Annotated in this window: 14 protein-coding genes; 8 read left to right on the plus strand and 6 right to left on the minus strand. The window is 66.9% G+C overall.

Annotated elements, in window-relative coordinates; genetic code table 11:
- The first annotated feature begins 41 nt into the window (after window positions 1-41).
- The 3 genes from NFG58_RS00975 to NFG58_RS00985 all read left to right on the plus strand — a co-directional run bounded on the left by NFG58_RS00975 (window position 42) and on the right by NFG58_RS00985 (window position 4,164).
- Window positions 42-1,046, plus strand: coding sequence for a Gfo/Idh/MocA family oxidoreductase (locus tag NFG58_RS00975; protein ID WP_045993160.1), 1,005 nt, complete (start codon window positions 42-44; stop codon window positions 1,044-1,046).
- 239 nt (window positions 1,047-1,285) lie between these two features.
- Entirely contained in the window at window positions 1,286-2,260 is a 975-nt protein-coding gene (locus NFG58_RS00980; RefSeq protein WP_045993161.1) for a TAXI family TRAP transporter solute-binding subunit, read from the plus strand.
- A gap of 74 nt (window positions 2,261-2,334) precedes the next feature.
- Window positions 2,335-4,164 (plus strand): TRAP transporter fused permease subunit, encoded by a 1,830-nt coding sequence (locus NFG58_RS00985; RefSeq protein WP_348827416.1) that lies wholly within the window; start codon window positions 2,335-2,337, stop codon window positions 4,162-4,164.
- 36 nt (window positions 4,165-4,200) lie between these two features.
- On the opposite strand, the gene NFG58_RS00990 is transcribed toward NFG58_RS00985, so the two are convergent.
- On the minus strand, window positions 4,201-4,830 hold the full coding sequence (locus NFG58_RS00990) for a hypothetical protein (protein ID WP_071211124.1): 630 nt from the start codon (window positions 4,828-4,830) through the stop codon (window positions 4,201-4,203).
- Between the two features lie 209 nt (window positions 4,831-5,039).
- Between NFG58_RS00990 and NFG58_RS00995 the strand changes: the two genes are divergently transcribed.
- From NFG58_RS00995 to NFG58_RS01010, 4 genes are read left to right on the plus strand one after another with little or no spacing between them, the layout of a single operon-like run.
- On the plus strand, window positions 5,040-8,729 hold the full coding sequence (locus NFG58_RS00995) for an ATP-binding protein (RefSeq protein ID WP_348827417.1): 3,690 nt from the start codon (window positions 5,040-5,042) through the stop codon (window positions 8,727-8,729).
- Window positions 8,726-9,352, plus strand: coding sequence for a hypothetical protein (locus NFG58_RS01000; protein WP_045993163.1), 627 nt, complete (start codon window positions 8,726-8,728; stop codon window positions 9,350-9,352). Before NFG58_RS00995 ends, NFG58_RS01000 begins: the two co-directional genes overlap by 4 nt.
- Window positions 9,349-10,602, plus strand: coding sequence for a hypothetical protein (locus NFG58_RS01005; protein ID WP_108131835.1), 1,254 nt, complete (start codon window positions 9,349-9,351; stop codon window positions 10,600-10,602). The genes NFG58_RS01000 and NFG58_RS01005 overlap by 4 nt, the downstream gene beginning before the upstream one ends.
- Before the next feature lie 17 nt (window positions 10,603-10,619).
- Window positions 10,620-11,498: a hypothetical protein gene (locus NFG58_RS01010; RefSeq protein WP_348827418.1), complete on the plus strand. Its 879-nt coding sequence runs from the start codon at window positions 10,620-10,622 to the stop codon at window positions 11,496-11,498.
- A 9-nt stretch (window positions 11,499-11,507) separates the two neighbouring features.
- On the opposite strand, the gene NFG58_RS01015 is transcribed toward NFG58_RS01010, so the two are convergent.
- The 5 genes from NFG58_RS01015 to NFG58_RS01035 form a co-directional block, all read right to left on the minus strand.
- A complete protein-coding gene (locus NFG58_RS01015) occupies window positions 11,508-12,284 on the minus strand; it encodes a M15 family metallopeptidase (RefSeq protein ID WP_348827419.1) in 777 nt (258 codons plus the stop codon).
- A 7-nt stretch (window positions 12,285-12,291) separates the two neighbouring features.
- Complete coding sequence (locus NFG58_RS01020) at window positions 12,292-13,569, minus strand: TRAP transporter large permease (protein WP_108131832.1); 1,278 nt, start codon at window positions 13,567-13,569, stop codon at window positions 12,292-12,294.
- Window positions 13,566-14,069: a TRAP transporter small permease gene (locus NFG58_RS01025; protein WP_045993166.1), complete on the minus strand. Its 504-nt coding sequence runs from the start codon at window positions 14,067-14,069 to the stop codon at window positions 13,566-13,568. Before NFG58_RS01025 ends, NFG58_RS01020 begins: the two co-directional genes overlap by 4 nt.
- 236 nt (window positions 14,070-14,305) lie before the next feature.
- A complete protein-coding gene (gene dctP / locus NFG58_RS01030) occupies window positions 14,306-15,340 on the minus strand; it encodes a TRAP transporter substrate-binding protein DctP (RefSeq protein WP_222568077.1) in 1,035 nt (344 codons plus the stop codon).
- Window positions 15,341-15,457: 117 nt separating this feature from the next.
- Window positions 15,458-16,396, minus strand: coding sequence for a LysR family transcriptional regulator (locus NFG58_RS01035; RefSeq protein ID WP_222568078.1), 939 nt, complete (start codon window positions 16,394-16,396; stop codon window positions 15,458-15,460).
- A 137-nt stretch (window positions 16,397-16,533) separates the two neighbouring features.
- Here NFG58_RS01035 and NFG58_RS01040 point away from each other — a divergent pair, with 137 nt between their 5' ends.
- Window positions 16,534-17,322, plus strand: a complete 789-nt coding sequence (locus NFG58_RS01040) for a transporter substrate-binding domain-containing protein (RefSeq protein ID WP_045993169.1) — start codon at window positions 16,534-16,536, stop codon at window positions 17,320-17,322.
- The last annotated feature ends 86 nt before the right edge of the window (window positions 17,323-17,408 follow it).

The following is a 17,408-nucleotide window of genomic DNA, read 5'->3' on the forward strand; positions in this document are numbered from 1 at the left end:
TGCGATTTCAACAAGTGGTCAATAACAGAAAGGAGCCAGACATGACGCTATCTATCGGCATCATCGGTACCGGAGCCATCGGCAAGGAACATATGCGCCGGCTGAACCATACCCTCAAGGGTGCGAGGGTGGTGGCCGCCAGTGATGTCGGCCTCGAGCAGGCGCAGGCCGCCATCGACGAGGTCGGCATCGAGGCCAGGGCCTATGCCAGCGGCCACGACGTCATCAACGCCGCCGAGGTCGACGCCGTGGTGGTGACCTCCTGGGGACCGACCCACGAGGAATTCGTACTGGCCGCCATCGAGGCGGGCAAGCCGGTATTCTGCGAAAAGCCACTGGCCACCACCGCCGAGGGCTGCCTGCGTATCGTCGAGGCCGAGATTGCCTCGGGTCGTGCGCTGGTCCAGGTAGGCTTCATGCGCCGTTTCGACTGGGCATACCGCCAGCTGAAGGCGCTGCTCGACGAGGGTGGCATCGGCCAGCCGCTGATCGCCAAGTGCGCGCATCGCAATGCCCAGGCCAACTTCTCCGGCGATGCGGGCCTGATCGATTCCTGCGTCCACGAGTTCGACGTGATGCGCTGGCTGCTGGAGGACGACTACGTCAGCGCCCAGGTCATCCAGCCGCGGGTTTCCAGCCTGGTGGAGGGTGACCTGCAGGACCCCTCGCTGATCATCCTGCGAACCCGCAAGGGCATGGTCATCACCATCGAGAGCTTCCTCAACTGCCAGTACGGCTATGACATTCGCTGCGAACTGGTGGGGGAGAGCGGCGTTGCCGATCTGCCGCAGCCGGCGAGCGTACCGCTGCGTCACAGCGCACGGGATTCTCTGGGCGTGATCACCCACTGGAAGGACCGCTTTATCGACGCCTTCGATGTGGAGTTTCAGGAGTGGGTCGATGCCACCGCCAAGGGCGAGCGGCATGGCCCTACCGCCTGGGATGGCTATGTGGCGGCGGTGACCAGTGACGCCTGCGTCAAGGCGCGGCATTCGCAGCAGGTCGAGCCGATCGCGTTGGCCGAGCGTCCCGCCTTCTACCGCTGAAACTGGTGTCACGCTGCCTGCCCTGATGGCGCGGGCGTCTGACATCATTGGCCACGGGCGTCGCTATGCTCGGCGCCCGCGACTTTTTCTTGGGGCCACGAGTGTCTTGGCGCCGTGGCACGAATCACGCCAGTCGAATATGCTGTTGGCCGGCCATTCCCGCCAGATCCTGAAGCCTGGCGGGAGCATAAGCAAAACGAGGCACTGGCCACGCCCGCTGTCGACTGGAGACCCCCTCAATGCGTCATCTTCGAAGCCGTGGCCTCAAGGCCCTGACGGCTGTGCTCGCCGGTAGCGTCGTGCTGACCGCCGCAAGCGCCCACGCCCAGACCCGCCTGACCTACAAGTCCGCCTCCGCCGGCACCGCCTACTACCAGATGGGAGTGGAGCTGTCCGAGGCGATCAAGGCCGGCACCGAGGGTGACATGACCCTGACCCTGGAAGAGAGCCAGGGCTCGGTGCAGAACGTCATGGAGGTGATGGCGCGTCCCGGCAACTACGTCTTCACTTCACCGCCCGGCCTGGTGACCCGCGCCCGCGAGGGTACCGGCCCCTTCGAGAGTCGCAACCATCCGCGCTTGCAGGACATTCGTGCACTCTTCCCGATTCCCTCGCTGACCATGCACTTCGTGGTGGCGGGCGAGCAGGACACCCTCGGCATCGATGAACTGGCCGGCAAGCACCTGCTGATCGGCCAGGGCTCCTTCGGTGCCCGCGAGGCCGCACGCTATCTCGAGCTATTCGAGCTCGCCGACCAGGTCGAGGTCGACGATGCCGACGTGGGCAGCGCCCCCGACGCGCTCAAGAACGGCCAGATCGACGCTTTTGCCACCGCCAGCTCCTTCCCGGCACCCAACGTGATCGAGACCGCCGCGAGCCATGATGTCGGCCTGGTGTCGTTCACCGAAGCACAGGTCGAGGCCACCGGCGCCGCGCCCCAGACCATCCCCGCCGGCACCTACGCGGGCATCGACGAGGACGTGCTGACCACCTCGCTGCCGGTGGTGGCCTACACCACCAGCGCGATGGACGAGGACACCGCCTACACCCTGACCAGGACCTTCTGGGAGCGCCGCGAGGCCATGGCCGAGACCTCACCCTGGTGGCAGGCGATCTCGCCGCAGATGCTGACCAACCTCGAGGGGCCGCTGCACCCCGGCGCCCTGCGCTACTACGACGAGGTCGACGTGAAGGTGCCCGAGGCCCTGCGCTGAGACGATCCTGCCCAGATCTCGACCCGGCGGGCCCCTGTGGGCCCGCTCCGTTTCATTGATGATGTGCTGAATTCATGAACTCAAGCGACGCTTCTTCGTCGGCCGCACCGGCCGACGCGCGTGACCCTGTTCGTTCGCCGTGGCCGGGTGCCCCGTTATGGATCGCGCTCGGTGCCCTGTCGGTGGTGTTTCACCTGGGGTTGATCTTCCACGGCCTGACGCCGGCACTGATCAGTCGGCCACTGCACATGGCGCTGGTGTTGCCCTGGGTGCTGGTGTTTTCCGCCCGCACGCCGTGGCAGCGCATCAGTGGCCTGGGGCTGACCGCCCTCGGTATCGCCGCCTGCGGTTATATCGCCTTGAACGAGGACGCCCTGAGCGGCCAGTACGGCTTTATCGACACCCCCCTGCAGATGGCGGTGGGCTTGCTGCTGATTGTGGTGGCGCTGGAGGCCGCCCGGCGTGCCATCGGCTGGCCGCTGCCGCTGGTGACCGCGATCGCGCTGGGCTATGCGGCCCTGGGCCAGTACGTGCCCGGCGAGTTTGGTCATCCTGGCCTGCCCATGGCCAGCCTGGTCGGTTCGCTGACCATCGCCGAGGGCGGGCTGTGGGGCAAGCTGACCGGGGTCAGTGTCTCGGTGGTGGCGATCTTCGTGATCTTCGGTGCGGTGCTCAACGCGGGCGAGGCGGGGCGTGGTTTCATGAACCTGGCCGGCGCCGCGGCGGGCCGCCTGACCGGCGGCGGCGCCAAGGTGTCGGTGATTTCCAGCGCACTGATGGGCTCGATCTCGGGCTCGGCGTCGGCCAACGTGGCCTCCACCGGAGCCATCACCATCCCGTCCATGGCGCGACTCGGCTATCCACGCTCGCTGGCGGCGGCGGTGGAAGCGGTGGCCTCGTCCGGGGGCCAGATCATGCCGCCGCTGATGGGCGCCGGGGCCTTCGTCATGGTCGAGCTGACCGGCACCCCCTACACCGAGATCATGGCCGCGGCGCTGCTGCCGGCTTTCCTCTACTTCGCCACGGTGTGGCTCGGCATCAACGCCTTCGCCACCCGTTTCGATCTCAAGCCGGTGGCAGCCGAGGACCGCCCGGCAGCGCGTGAGGTGATCACCACCGCACTTTTCTTCGCGGTGCCCTTTGCGATCCTGCTCGAGCGCATCTTCCACGCCGGCAATACCCCCCAGTACGCCGCCAGCGTGGCGATCTTCGCAGGCCTTGCGCTGTTGGCCATGAACACCGAGCTGAAGGTGTCGGGGACGGAGTTCCGCGCCCGCCTGGCCCAGGCAGCGCTGACCGCCGGGCGCCAGATCGCGGTCATCGGCGCGATCATCCTGTGCGCCTCCCTGGTCATCGGGGTGCTGTCGCTGACCGGGCTCGGGGTCAAGGTCACCTCGGCGATACTGTCGCTGTCCGGTGGGCAGCTGTGGCCGGCGCTGCTGCTTACCGCCCTGGCCTGCCTGGTGCTGGGCATGGAGGTGCCGACTACCGCCGCCTACGTCATCTGCGTCTCGGTGGCGGGGCCGGCGCTGACCGAACTGGGCCTGCCGCTGCTGACCGCCCACCTGTTCGTGTTCTGGTTCGCGCTGCTGTCCACCATCACCCCACCGGTATGTGGTGCGGTGTTCATCGCCGCCGGCATGGCCGACGAGAACTGGCTGAAGGTGGCGGGCAAGGCCATGGCGCTGGGGGTCGGGCTCTACGTCATTCCGCTGGCGATGGTCGCGCACCCGGCGCTGCTCGACCTTGGCTCCGGCGTCTTCGCTGCCCTGGCCACCACCCTGGGCGTGCTGATCGGCCTTGGCCTTGTCTCCTACGGGCTGATCGGGCGTTTCGCCTGGTGGCTCAGGGCTGCCCTGGTGGCACTCGGGCTCGGTGTCATCTTCGTACCCTGGCCGGTGTAAAAGCGTGGTGGCAAGTATCGCGTCGCTCCGTCAGGTTTAGCCTCGATCCGCGCGACGACTCGTCTCCCTGAAGTGCTCTGCCATGGCGTCGTTGGCGCCCAGCATCGGCCCCTGCTCCCTGTCCGGGAACAGGGGCCGATTGGCGTAAAGGATCCAGGTATCCAGGGCGGGCCCCAGGGGCTGAATCAGCCGCAGCCGGTCGGGATGACGCTCGATGGCGTCCTCGGCGACGATGGCGGCGTCGGCCTGGCCGTCCAGCAGTTGCTCGAGGGCGGCGACGATGGTGGGGGCGTCGTGTTCCGCGAAGGTCGAAAGGTCGGTGTAGTGGCGGGTGGCGGGCTGTCGCAGCACGCTTTTCGGCTGGGCCACGTCAGCGCGGGCTACCAGCGCCAGCGGGCGGCTGGGGGCGATGAAGGCGTCCACCGGAAAGGCGCGATGCATGAAGCGCCCGACGCAGTCGGCGTGGCTGGGGTGGGCGCTGACCTGCAGCACATAGTCGTAGCCCCCGGCGACCAGTTCCTCGAAGGCGCCGATGAAGTCATCCACCAGGCTGATCCGGGGCTCGATGTCGGTGAGGTCAGGCTCCTTGAGCCTGCGATCGTCGAGGTAGCGGGCGAGCACCAGGGCGTGGTTGCTGTCCTCGGGGCCGAGGGTGGCGAAGTGCATGGCGGTCTTCCCCTGTGGTGTGGTGCGTGGATAGCGATTGATGGATGCGGAGCAAGGAGTCGTTCGGGGTGACGGGGCGCGTCGGGCTCTCCCTGTCGCAGGAACCTTGTAGGCGAAAGCTTGCTGTCGGGCAACTCTGGTCGCACTGTCAGGGCGCTTCGTCTCTGGCAGAATAGCCCTCCTACCGGGCAAGCGATCAAGGAATCCCAATGGCTCACCTGTTGCGCATCGTGATGATCCACGGCCACCTCGAGGGGGTGGTCGAGCTGGACGTCGACGGCCATACCAACATCTGCGGCACCAACGCCTCGGGCAAGACCACGCTGCAGCGTCTGGTCCCGGTGTTCTACGGTGAGCTGCCCAACAAGGTGGTGCCCAAGACTCGCAAGAAGTTCGACGCCTTCTACCTGCCCAACCGCAACAGCTACCTGATCTACGAGTACCGCCGCGAGGCGGGCAACGTCTGCCAGGCGGTGCTGACCCGCAAGAGCGACGGTGGCGTCGAGTATCGCTTTGTCGGTGCGCCCTACCAGCCCGGGCACTATCTGGTGGAGAGCGAGGCCGGGGTGGCGGCGCTGGACTACAGCGACTGGGCCAGCCAGCTGCGGCGTGAGGGAATTCCGGTGTCGCCCAAGCTCGGCGCTACCTCGGAGTTTCGTTCGGTGATCCAGAACGACTTCACCCACCAGCAGGGCAACCGCAAGGAAAGCCTGCGTCTTCGCCAGATGGCTGCCCAGTTCAGCCTGGTCAAGCCGGAGCATCGCATCCGCCATATGGAGAAGCTGATCAGCGCGGTGCACGCCAAGGAGGGCAAGATGGATACCCTCAAGACCATGCTGGCGGCGATCTTCGAGGAGGACGGCGTCGAACTGCCGGTGACCCGCATCCGCAATACCAAGGCGCGGGAGTGGATCGCCCAGATGCGCCAGTCCAAGCGACTGGAACCGCTGGAGCGATCGCTTGGCAAGCTCGATGAGCTCGATCAGGAGATCGCCGAGCGCGAAACGACCCTGTGGCAGTTGAAGCCCCAGCTCGAGGCCGACCGCCACCGCGCCGAGCGCACCCTGGCCGACGCCGAGGCCGAGATCGGCAACCGCCAGCGTGAGTTCCAGGAGCGTGAAGCCGCCTACGAACAGGCCCGCGATGCCCTCAACGACCGCTTGAGCGAGATGACCAGCGAGTTGGAACAGACCCAGCGCGAGCTTTCTGACCTGCAGGCGACCTTCGAGGCCTACGAGGAGGCCGACATGCCGGCGCTGGAGCGTGACGTCCAGGCGCTGCCCCAGTGGCGCGACCAGAGCCAGCAGCTGCGCGAGCACCTGGCGGTGATGCAGAACGCCTTCCAGGAAAGCCAGTCACGCCTTGAAGGACGCCTGCGTGAGTTGGGCGATGAGCTGGCCCGCCAGACCGAGGAGACCCAGGCGCGCATCGACGAGCTGGGCGAGACACGCGAAGAGCTGCGTGACCAGCAGTGGCGTCAGGAAAGCGAGCTCGAACAGCGCTACCAGCAGCAGCGCCAGGAGCTCGACGAGAGCTACCGTGAGCGCCTGGAAAGCGGCGTCGAGCGGCTGGCCGAGCTCAAGGCCCAGTTGGCCGCCAGCGCTGCCAGCGCCGAGGAAATCCAGGAGGCGGAGCTGGCCCAGGCTCGCCTCGACCAGGCCCAGACCGACCGCGAGGCGGCGAGCGAGACACTGGGGGCGCTGCGCGAGGAGCTCGATACCCTCAAGCGCGCCCGTGATCAGGCCGAAAAGGAACTCGACGAGGCCCGCCATCAGCTTGCCAGGGCCGAAGCTCACACCTATGGCCTGCACCAGCAACGTGACCCGGCCCAGGGCACCCTGCGCCACTTCCTGCGCTTCCATCGTCCCGGCTGGGAGCAGCGTCTGGGCAAGGTGATCGCGCCTGAGCTGCTGGAGCGCCGCGACCTGTCGCCCCGTGTCGGCGAGCAGGACCACGATGAGCTGTTCGGGGTGGGCCTGGATCTGGCCGCGGTCGAGGTGCCCGAGTACGCCCAGGAGGAGGCCAGCCTGCTGGCCGCCATCGAGCAGGCCGAGGCCGCCCAGGTGCGTGCCGAGAGCGCGGTTCAGGCGGCCGAGCGCCAGATGAAGGCGGCCAACGAGCGGGTGCAGTCCGCCGAGGAAGCGGTGCGCCGTGCGCGCATGGAGCTCAAGCGCGCCGAGTCCGAGGTCGACTACGCCCGCGACGCGCGTAGCCAGCTGCAGGAGCGTCGCGCCCGCCAGCAGAAGGCGCGGCGTCAGGGCCTGGAGGAGGCGCTGGCCGCCCAGCGCGCCAGCCACGATGGGCTGAAGGAGGAGAAGCGCGCCGCCCTGGATACCCTGGCCAAGACCCACCAGGCGCAGATGCTGGAGGTGAAGGCCGACGGCCAGAGCCGCCTCGACGGCGTCGACGACCAGATCCGCCAGTTGAAGCAGTACCAGAGCGACCAGAAGAGCGAGCATCAGCGCCAGCGCCAGGAGCTCGAGGCCGCCTTCGACCGTGAACTGCAGGAGCAGGGCGTGGACCTGGCCTCGCTGAAGGACACCAAGGCGCGACTGGCCTCGCTGGACGAGTGTATCCGGCTGACCGCTTCGCGCCAGGAGCAGCTGGAAGACTATCGCCGCTTCATGCGCCTGGACTGGGGCCAGCGCAAGCCCGAGCTGGTCGACAAGGAAACCCGGCTGGTACGCGACAAGGAGGGTGCCGAGCGCGAACGCGAGCAGCGCAAGGCCGAATTCCAGTCCGACCGCGCCGCCCACCAGCAGGCGCTGGGTGAACTGAAGGCCCGACGCAGCGCCGAGGCCGAGGTGATCGATGCCTTGAAGCCACTGCTGGTGCAGGTCGAGCAACTGCCGCTGGACTCCTCGCCGGCGCCCCGGCACGATGCCCCCGGCGACGTCCACGAGCGCATCGAGCGCACCCGCCAGGCGCTGTCGGAGCGCGCGCGCGAGATGGACGCCCTGCGCAAGGGCTGCGAGCAGGTCGAAAGCGAGCTGATCAAGGGCGCCAGCACCGGCTTTGTCGATACCATGAGCGCCGAGCGCGCCAAGCTGCGCGAGGATGACGCCGCCGACGGCGCCGAGCCCAGCCCGCGCCGGCTGCTGCCGCTGCTGCGCGGGATGCTCAAGCTGCTCGAGGACCAGCAGCAGCAGCTGGTCCAGCAGGGGCGCAATCTCGGCGCCGATCTGGACAAGTTCTTTACCGTCTTTCGTGACCTCAACCGGCGCATCAGTGCCCAGAGCCGACGGCTGTCCGAAGAGGTCGCCGACGACCTGCGCCTGGAGGGCATCACCAAGGCCGAAGTGCGCATTCAGTCGACCATCGACGAGCTGGGCTTCTGGGAGCCGCTCAAGCGCTTCGCCCAGGACTATCGCGACTGGCAGGAGGCCGGCGGACTGCCGGGGGACGACTACCTCAACGCCCTGGCCGACGTGGTCGACCTGCTGCGCAGCGACCAGCAGTACAGCTTCGAGAGCCTGCTGCGCCTGGAGTTGCACCTCAACGAGGGCGGCACTGACCTGGTGATCAAGAACGATCGCCAGTTGCTCGAATCCTCGAGCCACGGCATGGCCTACCTGATCCTGTGCAAGTTCCTGCTGGCCTTTACCCGACTGCTGCGCGGCCAGGCCGAGATTAGCGTGCACTGGCCCATCGACGAGATCGGCACCTTGGCCTACCACAACGTCGAGAAGCTGTTCGAGGCCTGCGACAGCAACCATATCCACATCGTCGGCGCCTTCCCCAACCCGGAGTCCGACGTGCTGCTGCTGTTCCACAACCGCTACCTGATCGACCGTGACGCCGCCCAGCCGGGCCGGCGCCGGCTCAAGCGCATCGAACCCCGCCTGAGCAAGCTGGCTCAGCGTCTCAAGCAGCGCAGCGCCGAGGAGGTCGCCCAATGATCGAACATGGTCCCCTGCTCGAACGGCTGCTGGCCGGCGAGTTCATCTGCGCCGTCAGCGACGAGAGCGCCTTTCGCAAGCTCCAGGACGAGGAGGTGCGCGAGCAGATCGACATCTACCTGCGCCCGCTCAACCGCCGCCTGGCCACCAACGAGGATCGCAGCGTCCACTTTCTGGCCTGGCGTCAGCTCAACGAAGACGCTCGCGAGCAGCTGTCGCGCCAGCTCGGCGAGACCGTCAACAGCCTGCTGCCGCTGCTCGAATGGCTGCAGCTGGTGCAGGAGGCGCTGGGCCAGGACTCCCTGGCGGCCCCCGGCGACGTGCTCAAGCCCGCCGAGTTCAGCGCCAAGTGCGAGGACAACCAGAGCCTGCGCGAGCGCCTGGAGCGGCTGGCCACCGATCCCTTCTTCGGCTCCCAGAGCGAGCAGCTCGACGCCCAGATGAAGCAGGTGTTCAAGCGTCTGAAGGAGCACGGCTACCTGTTGCAGCCCCACGCCGACCGCCAGGTCTTTCTGGTGACCGCCAAGATCGACTACCTGGTGGAGCTGGTGCGCTTTATCCGCGACGAGGAGAACCTGCCGGTGGATGACGAGGCACCGGCCCGCCAGGAGACGCTGCTATGAGCGAGGAACACTCGCTCGAGAGCCGGCTGGTCGCCACCGGCACCGAGCGGCTGTCGCTGCTGGGGCGCTACGCCGACGTGCTGATGCAGGGCTATACCCGCGACGAGGTGCCGCTGGAGACCTTGACCGAAGGCGCTCTGCGCAAGCTGTTGGCGGCGCGGATTGTGTGGCGGCCCGACGAGCACGGCGCGGTCAAGCTGACCCCCAAGGTGCGCGAGCTGATCGCCGAGATGCTGGCCGACGAGACCCGCCGCCACGTCAACGCCGACGTCGGCGAGACCCTGGAGCAGATCCGCAACCTGGTGCAGAGCTACCGCGAGGCGGTCAGCCTGGGCGAGCACTGGCAGCAGGGGCCGCTGATGTTGCGCCTGCGCCAGGAGGTGGACGACCTCAACGGCCGCTTTGCCGACGCCATCGACAGCCTGTGGCAGCGGCTCAACAGTGACTTCGGCTTCGTCAGCCGACTCAACGACAAGATCCGCGAGAACGACCGCGCCCAGAAGCAGATCGTGCGCCTGCTCGACGGCATGGCGCTGATCGACTTCGACGAGCTGATCGATCTGGTCGGCAGCGACGGCGCCCTGCGCAAGCTGCTGATCAGCCAGCTTCAGCAGCAGTTGAGCCAGCACTACACCAACCTGCGCGAGGTCCAGGGACGACTGATCGAGCTGATGGCGCGCTTTCGTCAGCAGCAGAAGCAGAGCCGGCTGGTGGCCGGCATGGCGGCCTTCCTGCGTGAGCATCCGGGCTTTGTGCCGGGCAACTACACCCGGCGCAGCGAGGTGCCGGAGCTGTTCAACCACGCAAGCCCACTGCACGCCGCCGCCGCCCCGGCGCTGGATCACCATCGCGACGCCGAGGTGCTCACGGGGCTGCTGCACCAGTTGCCGGTGGCGGTCCACCGGCCGGAGCAGGCCGAGGTGGCAGGCCCTGCCATGGTCGAGGCGCAGAGCATGGTGGAGGCCCGCCAGCAGGCGCTCAAGCAGGACGTCGAGCGCTTCTACCTGGACGTGGTCGATCAGCAGGCGCCCGCCGCTGGCGCCTCGTCGGGCACCAGCGCTCTGGCGTACCTGAGCGAGAGCGAGCTCGAGTGGGACCCGGAGATCTGGCTGTTTCAGGTCATCGCCGAGTACCAGGGTCTGCCCCGTGAGGAGCAGCGTGCCTTTCGGTTGATTCCCGACGAGAGCCCGGCCGGGCCCTTCAACGACGTCCAGTTGATCCATGACGTCAGCCTGGCGTTGGTGGTCTAGGCGTGGCGGAAGGGGCATTGAAGCCGACCGACTACGCGGTGCTTTCGCGTATCGCCCGGGAGCTAAAGGCTGCCCGGATGGTGGAACGCAAGCGCTCGCTGAAGGCGATCGTGGCGATCGAGGCGTTCTGCGACGCGCAGGACATCAGGCTCGATGACTATCGCCGGGGGGCTACGCTGCGCTTTGACCGGCGCCTGCTGGGGGCCATCGACACGACGCTTCAGGAGCTGGGGCATAGGCCCATCGACGCCACCACTCGTGGGCGCTCCACCCGAGAGCAGGCCGTGCACGGCTTCGACGAGGACAAGGCCAACCGCGCAGCACCCCGCCAGGCCAGGGTGCTGGTCAGCGCCCCGGCCTCGACAACGCCGGCATGGCTGGCCACCACCCCGCGAGAGATTCGCGACCTAGACTGGCGCGACCTCACCCTGGCCGCCTTCGACGCCCTGGTGCAGGTAGAAAACCTGGACAGCTTCTATGAGCTGGATGGCACCCTGGGGGCGCTGGGCGAGGTCGTCGCCCCGCTGGTGGTCTATCGTGGCGACACCCTCTATCGCCAGGGGTTTGATGCCCTGGCGGCGGCCTGGGGCGAGTGTTTCCACGACCAGCGCCCGCATCTGTATCTCGGGGACTTCGACGCCGCCGGCATCGCCATCGCCCTGGCGAGCGGCGCCAGCCACCTGCTGCTGCCGTCGCTCGCGACCCTCAATCACAAGGCCAGCGGGCTGCACCAGCCCGCCGAGCAGATGCCTCACCAGGTGGCGCTCAGGCGCCATCGCGAGCGACTGGCCGCCGCGCATCCCCTGCGCGACTACCTCGCGCTGATCCTCGATCAGCAGCGCGGCCTGCGCCAGCAGTGGTTCGCTGGCCCACTTGAGGCCGTGGCGCTGCGCTGAGTCATTTCCCTAAAGCTGGCGCCGCCAGCGATTCTCGATGGTGTCGAGTTCCGCCGGGCCGTACAGCGCCTTGGGGTGGCCGCCGTAGTGCGCCCATAGCTGGTCGCCGAAGTCGAAGTGCCACCATTCGCTGGGCAGGTTGGTGAAGCCCTGGGCGGCCATGGTGTGGTAGAGCAGGCGACGATTGTCGCGGACCTCGCGTTCGGTCGCGTCGGGGGCCTCCTTGGCTTCGTAGAAGGCCGTGTGGGAGGCCGGTATCGCCTCGTCGAACAGCGTACCCATGGGCAGCGGCAGGCCGTCTTCGTCGCACAGGGTCACGTCGACCGCGCCACCGCTCAAGTGCGGGCTGGGGCCGGTCGGGCTGGTGCTCGGCTCTGCGACGAACTCCCGGGTGCGCTCGAGCAGTTCATCCTCGCCGATGTCGGGGTGATTGCCGCGAATCGCCTCCATCAAGGTCTCGAACAGGTACTGCTGGACCCGCCAGGGACGCCAGCCGTCGAGCACGATCAAACCGACGCCCTGGGGCAGCGAGCGGGCCGCGGCAAGCACCCGGCGGTAGACGCCTTCGCGCACGTAGCACTCGTTGATCGCCCCGGGGATGCCGAGGCGGGCGTAGGCCGGAAATACCTTCACCGGCGCCGGTGCCAGGCTCATCGGCACCAGCGGCTCGTCGAGCCCCTGGATGGCAATCTGGCGTAGCTGCGACCAGGCTGGTTCCGACGCGAGGGGGATCGGTGTGTGGCGCGGATCGCGGCAGGCATCACGAGAAGAGCGATCTTGGGTCATGGTTGCCTCATCCCAGGGTGGTCGGGAGCCACAGGGTCAGTGACGGCACCAGGATCAGTGCCACCAGGACCAGCAGGGCGATGACCACGAAGGGCCAGATGGTGCGAAACAGCGCGGTGATCTCCAGCCGGCTGACGGCGGCGGCGACAAAGACGCAGGCGCCCATGGGCGGCGTGATCAGCGCGATGGTGATATTGAGGGTGATGATGATGCCGAGATGGACCGGATCGATACCCGCCATCATCGCCACCGGGGCAAAGATCGGCGTCAGCAGCATCAGTGCCGAGACCTCCTCCATGAACATCCCGGTGATGAAGGTGATCAGGCTCAGCAGCAACAGGATGACTACCGGGTTGTCGACGTAGGGGGTCAGCAGTTCGACGAACTGATTCGGCACCTGGGCGTAGGACAACAGCCAGCTCACCGTGCTGGAAGCGGCCATGATCACGAAGATCGCCGCTGTCAGGCGGGTGGTGTCCACGCAGGCCCGCCATAGCCCGGCCAGGCTCAGGTTGCCGGCAAGCACGCCGTAGAGCGCCACATAGGCGACGGTCAGCGCGCCCGACTCGGTCGGCGTGACCAGGCCCATGACGATGCCGGCGACAATCAGGAAGGGCGCCATCAGCGCGGGCAGCGCCCCCAGGGCGGCGATGCCCAGCTGGCGTGCCCCGGGCCAACCGTCGCCCCTGGGCAGGCCCTTGCGCCTGGCGTAGACGGCGTTCATGCCCATGAAGGCGGCGCCCAGCAGCAGCCCGGGGATGACGCCTGCCAGAAACAGGTCACCCACCGAGGTATTGGTCAGCGAGGCGTACAGAATCATGAAGATGCTGGGCGGGATGATCGGCCCGATCAGCGAGCTGCCGGCGGTGAGGCCGGCGGCAAAGGCGGTGGAGTAGCCTTCCTTGCGCATGGCCGGTACCAGCAGCGAGCCCAGCGCCGAGGTGTCGGCGACCGCCGAGCCGTTGACGCCGGCGAAGAACACGCTGGAGACCACATTGACGTGGCCCATGCCGCCACGCAGGTGGCCCACCAGCAGACGCGCCAGGGCCATCAGTCGGTCGGTCAGTTTCGAGGCGTTCATCAGGTTGCCGGCGAGGATGAACAGCGGGATGGCCATCAGCGAGAAGGCGTCGATGCCGCCGAAGAACTGCTGGGGCATCATGCGCGGGATCATCGACAGGTCGACGAAGGCAAAACCGACCACCGCGGTGGCCAGCAGCGAGATGAACAGTGGCAGGCCGAGCAGCACGTGGACGATAAACACCGCCAGCATGGCGAGGGTCATGAGTGCGGCTCCTCGGTGTCCAGGGTGGGCAGCGGGTGGGGCCCGTGGCACAGCGCCATCAGCGCCAGCAGGGCGAAGCCGATAGGCACGGACATCACCGGTACCGCGCGGCTGATGCCAAGCCCCTGGCTCTGGAAGATGGCCACCGACTGGGCGTACTGGAAGCTGAACCAGGCACCGCCGATGGCCAGCACCAGGGTCAACAGCCACTGGTACCAGGACAGCAGCCTGCTGGCCAGGCGCGGAATCAGCCGCTCGATCAGGGCGACACGCATATGGCCGCCCTCGATCCAGACGCTGCCAAGCGCCAGCATCACCGCGCCGATGATCAGGTAGCGGGCCAGCTCATCGGTCCAGATCGGCGCGCCGCCGGCCAGGTAGCGCGCGAGCACGCCGTAGAGCATGGCGAGCAAGTCGATCACCAGCAGAGCGCTGGCGACCCATAGCGATAGTCGCCGCAGGGCCATCAGCGGCGGAGAGTGGGCAAGTGACCAGGACATGGGCAAAGGCTTCCACGGCAGGGGTGAAGATCGGCGGAGCGCCCTCGGGCAGCATCCAATCGAGGATTATCCGGAGATCGAGGCTTTCCAGCGACCGGGCTTTAGTTAAAAGTCCCAGTGTAGAGGGGCTCAAGGCAGCCGCGCTCTGGGCAGCGCCTGGTTGACGGGTATGGCCACCAGGCGCTTGCTTGGGCTGTCTGGCTCAGGCCCGTCAGGGCCTGAGCACGGCCTAGCGGTTATTCGCTGCTGAGCTCGACGCCAGCGTCATCCAGGGCCATGTCGATGTAGCGCTGCTCGATGTTCTGGTCCTTGAGCCACTCCAGATAGGCCGGCTGGCCCTGCTGGCGGAAGGCCTCGAGCTGCTCGGCGCTGGGACGGATGACCTCCATGCCCTGCTCCTCGAGGTAGGCGATGCGCTCGTCGACCTTGGCCTGATTGTGCTCACGGGCCAGCTGGTTGGCCTCGGCCACCGCCTCGCGGAAGGCCGCCTGGGTCTCTTCATCCCAGCCGTTGATCATGCTGGCGTTGCCCACCAGGAACTGGTCGGAGTACTGGATGTTGGCCAGCGTCAGGTAGTCCTGCACCTCGTACAGGCTGCCCAGGATGATGTACATCGGCGGGTTCATCTGGCCGTCGGCGACGCCGGTTTTCAGCGCCATGTAGACCTCGGTCCAGGGGATCGGGGTGCCGGAGGCGCCAAAGGCTTCGTACAGGGCCACCTGACTCGGGTCCATGGCGCGGAAGCGCAGGCCCTCGAAGTCGGCCGGCTCGGCGATCGGTGTCTTGTCGTTGGTGAAGGCAAGGAAGCCGCCTTCCTCGACCACCGCCAGCAGCTCAAGCCCGGCGCGGCCCTCGAGATCGTCCTTCACCGCCTGCCAGTAGGCGCCTTCGTCGAAGAAGGTGCGGGCGTCATCGAAATCCTTGAACAGGAAGGGGATGGCGCTGACGAACACCTCGGGGACGATGGGCGACATGCCGGCGAAGGAGGCGATGTTCAGGCTCGGCGAGGCCATGGTCTGCTCCATGCGCTCCTGCTCTTCACCCAGCATGCTGTTGGGGTAGAGCTTGAGCTCGAGCTCACCGCCGGTCTTTTCTTCCACCAGTTCCTTGAGGTTGGTGGCGAAGACGTGGACGGCGTTCTTGTCCGGATCGGGGGCGCCGTTGTAGCTCAGGTTGACGGTGGTGGCGGCCAGCGCCGAAGCGGCCGACAGGCTCAGCGCCGCGGCGGTGGACAGGGCGGCGACCAGGGGAAGGGGACGAAACAGGCTCATGGGACTCTCCGGTGTTGTCGTGTTGTTGTAAAACGGCATCGTTGCAAGTCGATATCGAGACTAGGCGTTGTCGCGTTGACTAATCAAACCCTATGGCGTTGATCTTCAGGCAACGCCTCAGTAGCGGCAAGCTGCCGTGACGCGGGGGGCGTCATCCTGAAAGAAGCGCATGCCTCGTCTGAGATGGGACAGGCACGCCTCGGCGGCCACCGAGAGCGGGCGATCCTGGCGGCTGACGATCTGGGCGCGGGCACCATTGAGCACCGGATGGGCCAGCGGCAACACCCGGATCAGCCCCTGCTCGATATCGTCGGCAACGGTCAGTTCCGGCATGAAGGTGACACCGATCCCGGAGCGCACGAAGTTCTTCAGCACCGCCACCGAATTGGTGTGCAGCCGTGAGGTCAGATGCAGGCGTTCCTGGTGGGCCACCTGGTCGACCATCTGGCGCATGCCGAAGGGGTTGTCCATCAGCGCCAGCGGCCAGTCGCTGATTTCGTAGAGGGTCAGCGGCGTCTGGCGCCGCGTCAGCGGGTGGTCGGCGGGTACGATCAGGTCCAGCGGGTGGCGGCGCTCGACATGGCAATGCAGCGTCGGGTCCACCGGTGGGGCATACAGCAGCGCCAGGTCCACCTCGCGATCGCGGATCAGGGCCATGGCCTCGTTGACGCCGGCCATCACCACCACGATGTCGATGCCCGGGTGGGCGGTCATGAAGGTCTGCAGCGGGGCGTTGATCAGATCGGCGATGAAGCCTTCGCCCACCGCCAGACGGACTTCCCCGCTGTTCAGGCTCTGCAGGGCGTTGAGGCGTGACAGGGTGGCGCTCTCGGCGTCGCACTGGGCACGATGGTGGTCGACCAGCAGGCGTCCGGCTTCGGTCAGCGAGACGCCGTCGGGGTGGCGGGTCAGCAGGGGCGTCGCCAGTTCTTCTTCCTGGCGGCGGATCAGTCGGCTGATGGCCGAGACGTCCACATTGAGGTGGACGGCGGCGCCACGCAGCGACCCACGGCGCTGCACTTCACACAGATAGGCCAGGGCACGGCCGTTGAGCATCGGAATTCCTTGGTCGTGGTGGGGCGGTGTCTGTCATTGTCCTGCAAGTGGCTTGGCGGCGCAGGCGGAGAGTGGCAGACTCATCAGGCCCAAAAGGCATAGATCAATAACCATAACGCAAAAAAGGAATCTCACGGATGCGATCGTTTTCCCGCCCCCTGCTGCTTGGCGCCCTGATCGGGCTTTCCGCCCTTGCTTCCACCACCGTTCAGGCGGATGAGCCACTCAAGCTGGGGGTGGATATCCCGTTCGAGCCCTTCGAGTATCGTCTTCCCGATGGCACCCTTGCCGGTTTCGAGGTGGAACTCGGGGAAGAGGTGTGCCGGCGCATCCAGCGTCAGTGCGAGTGGGTCGAGCAGAGCTGGGATGGCATCATCCCGGGGCTGATGGCGCGCAAGTACGACGCCATCATGTCATCGATGGCGATCACCGAGGAGCGCAGACAGCAGGTGCTGTTCTCCGAACCCTACTATTCCAACCCCAGCGTGTGGGTGACCCTGCGTGACCAGCAGATCGACCCCGACGATCGCGACAGCCTCGAAGGCCTGACGGTGGGCGTGCAGCGCGGCACCATCCGCGACCGCTTCATCACCGACACCTATGGCGACATCATGGAGGTTCGTCGCTACGCCACCGCCGAGGACCTGGCGCTGGACGTCAAGACCGGACGCCTGGACAGCGCCTTCATGTACTACCCGCTGGCGCTGGCCAATCTGCAGGTGGACGAGGCCGACAGCGAGGTGGTGGTCAGCTCCGAGTTGATCCGTGAGCCCAAGTCGTACTTCGGCCATGGTGTGGCGGTGGCCTTCCGTCCCCGCGACAAGGAGCTCGCCGAGCAGTTCAACCAGGCCCTGGCCGAGATCAAGGAAGACGGCACCTACGACGAGCTGATGCACAAGTACGTGGACTACGACATCAAGATCTGAGGATGGTCTGGCCTGGCCGGACCCTCGCCAGGCCCAGTAAGCGATTTTGCTACCGGTAGTTGGAACACGAAAAGGGCGGCCATTGG

Origin of the sequence: Halomonas sp. RT37, from assembly GCF_040070525.1 — a bacterium.
GTDB classification, from domain to species: Bacteria; Pseudomonadota; Gammaproteobacteria; order Pseudomonadales; family Halomonadaceae; genus Halomonas; species Halomonas litopenaei.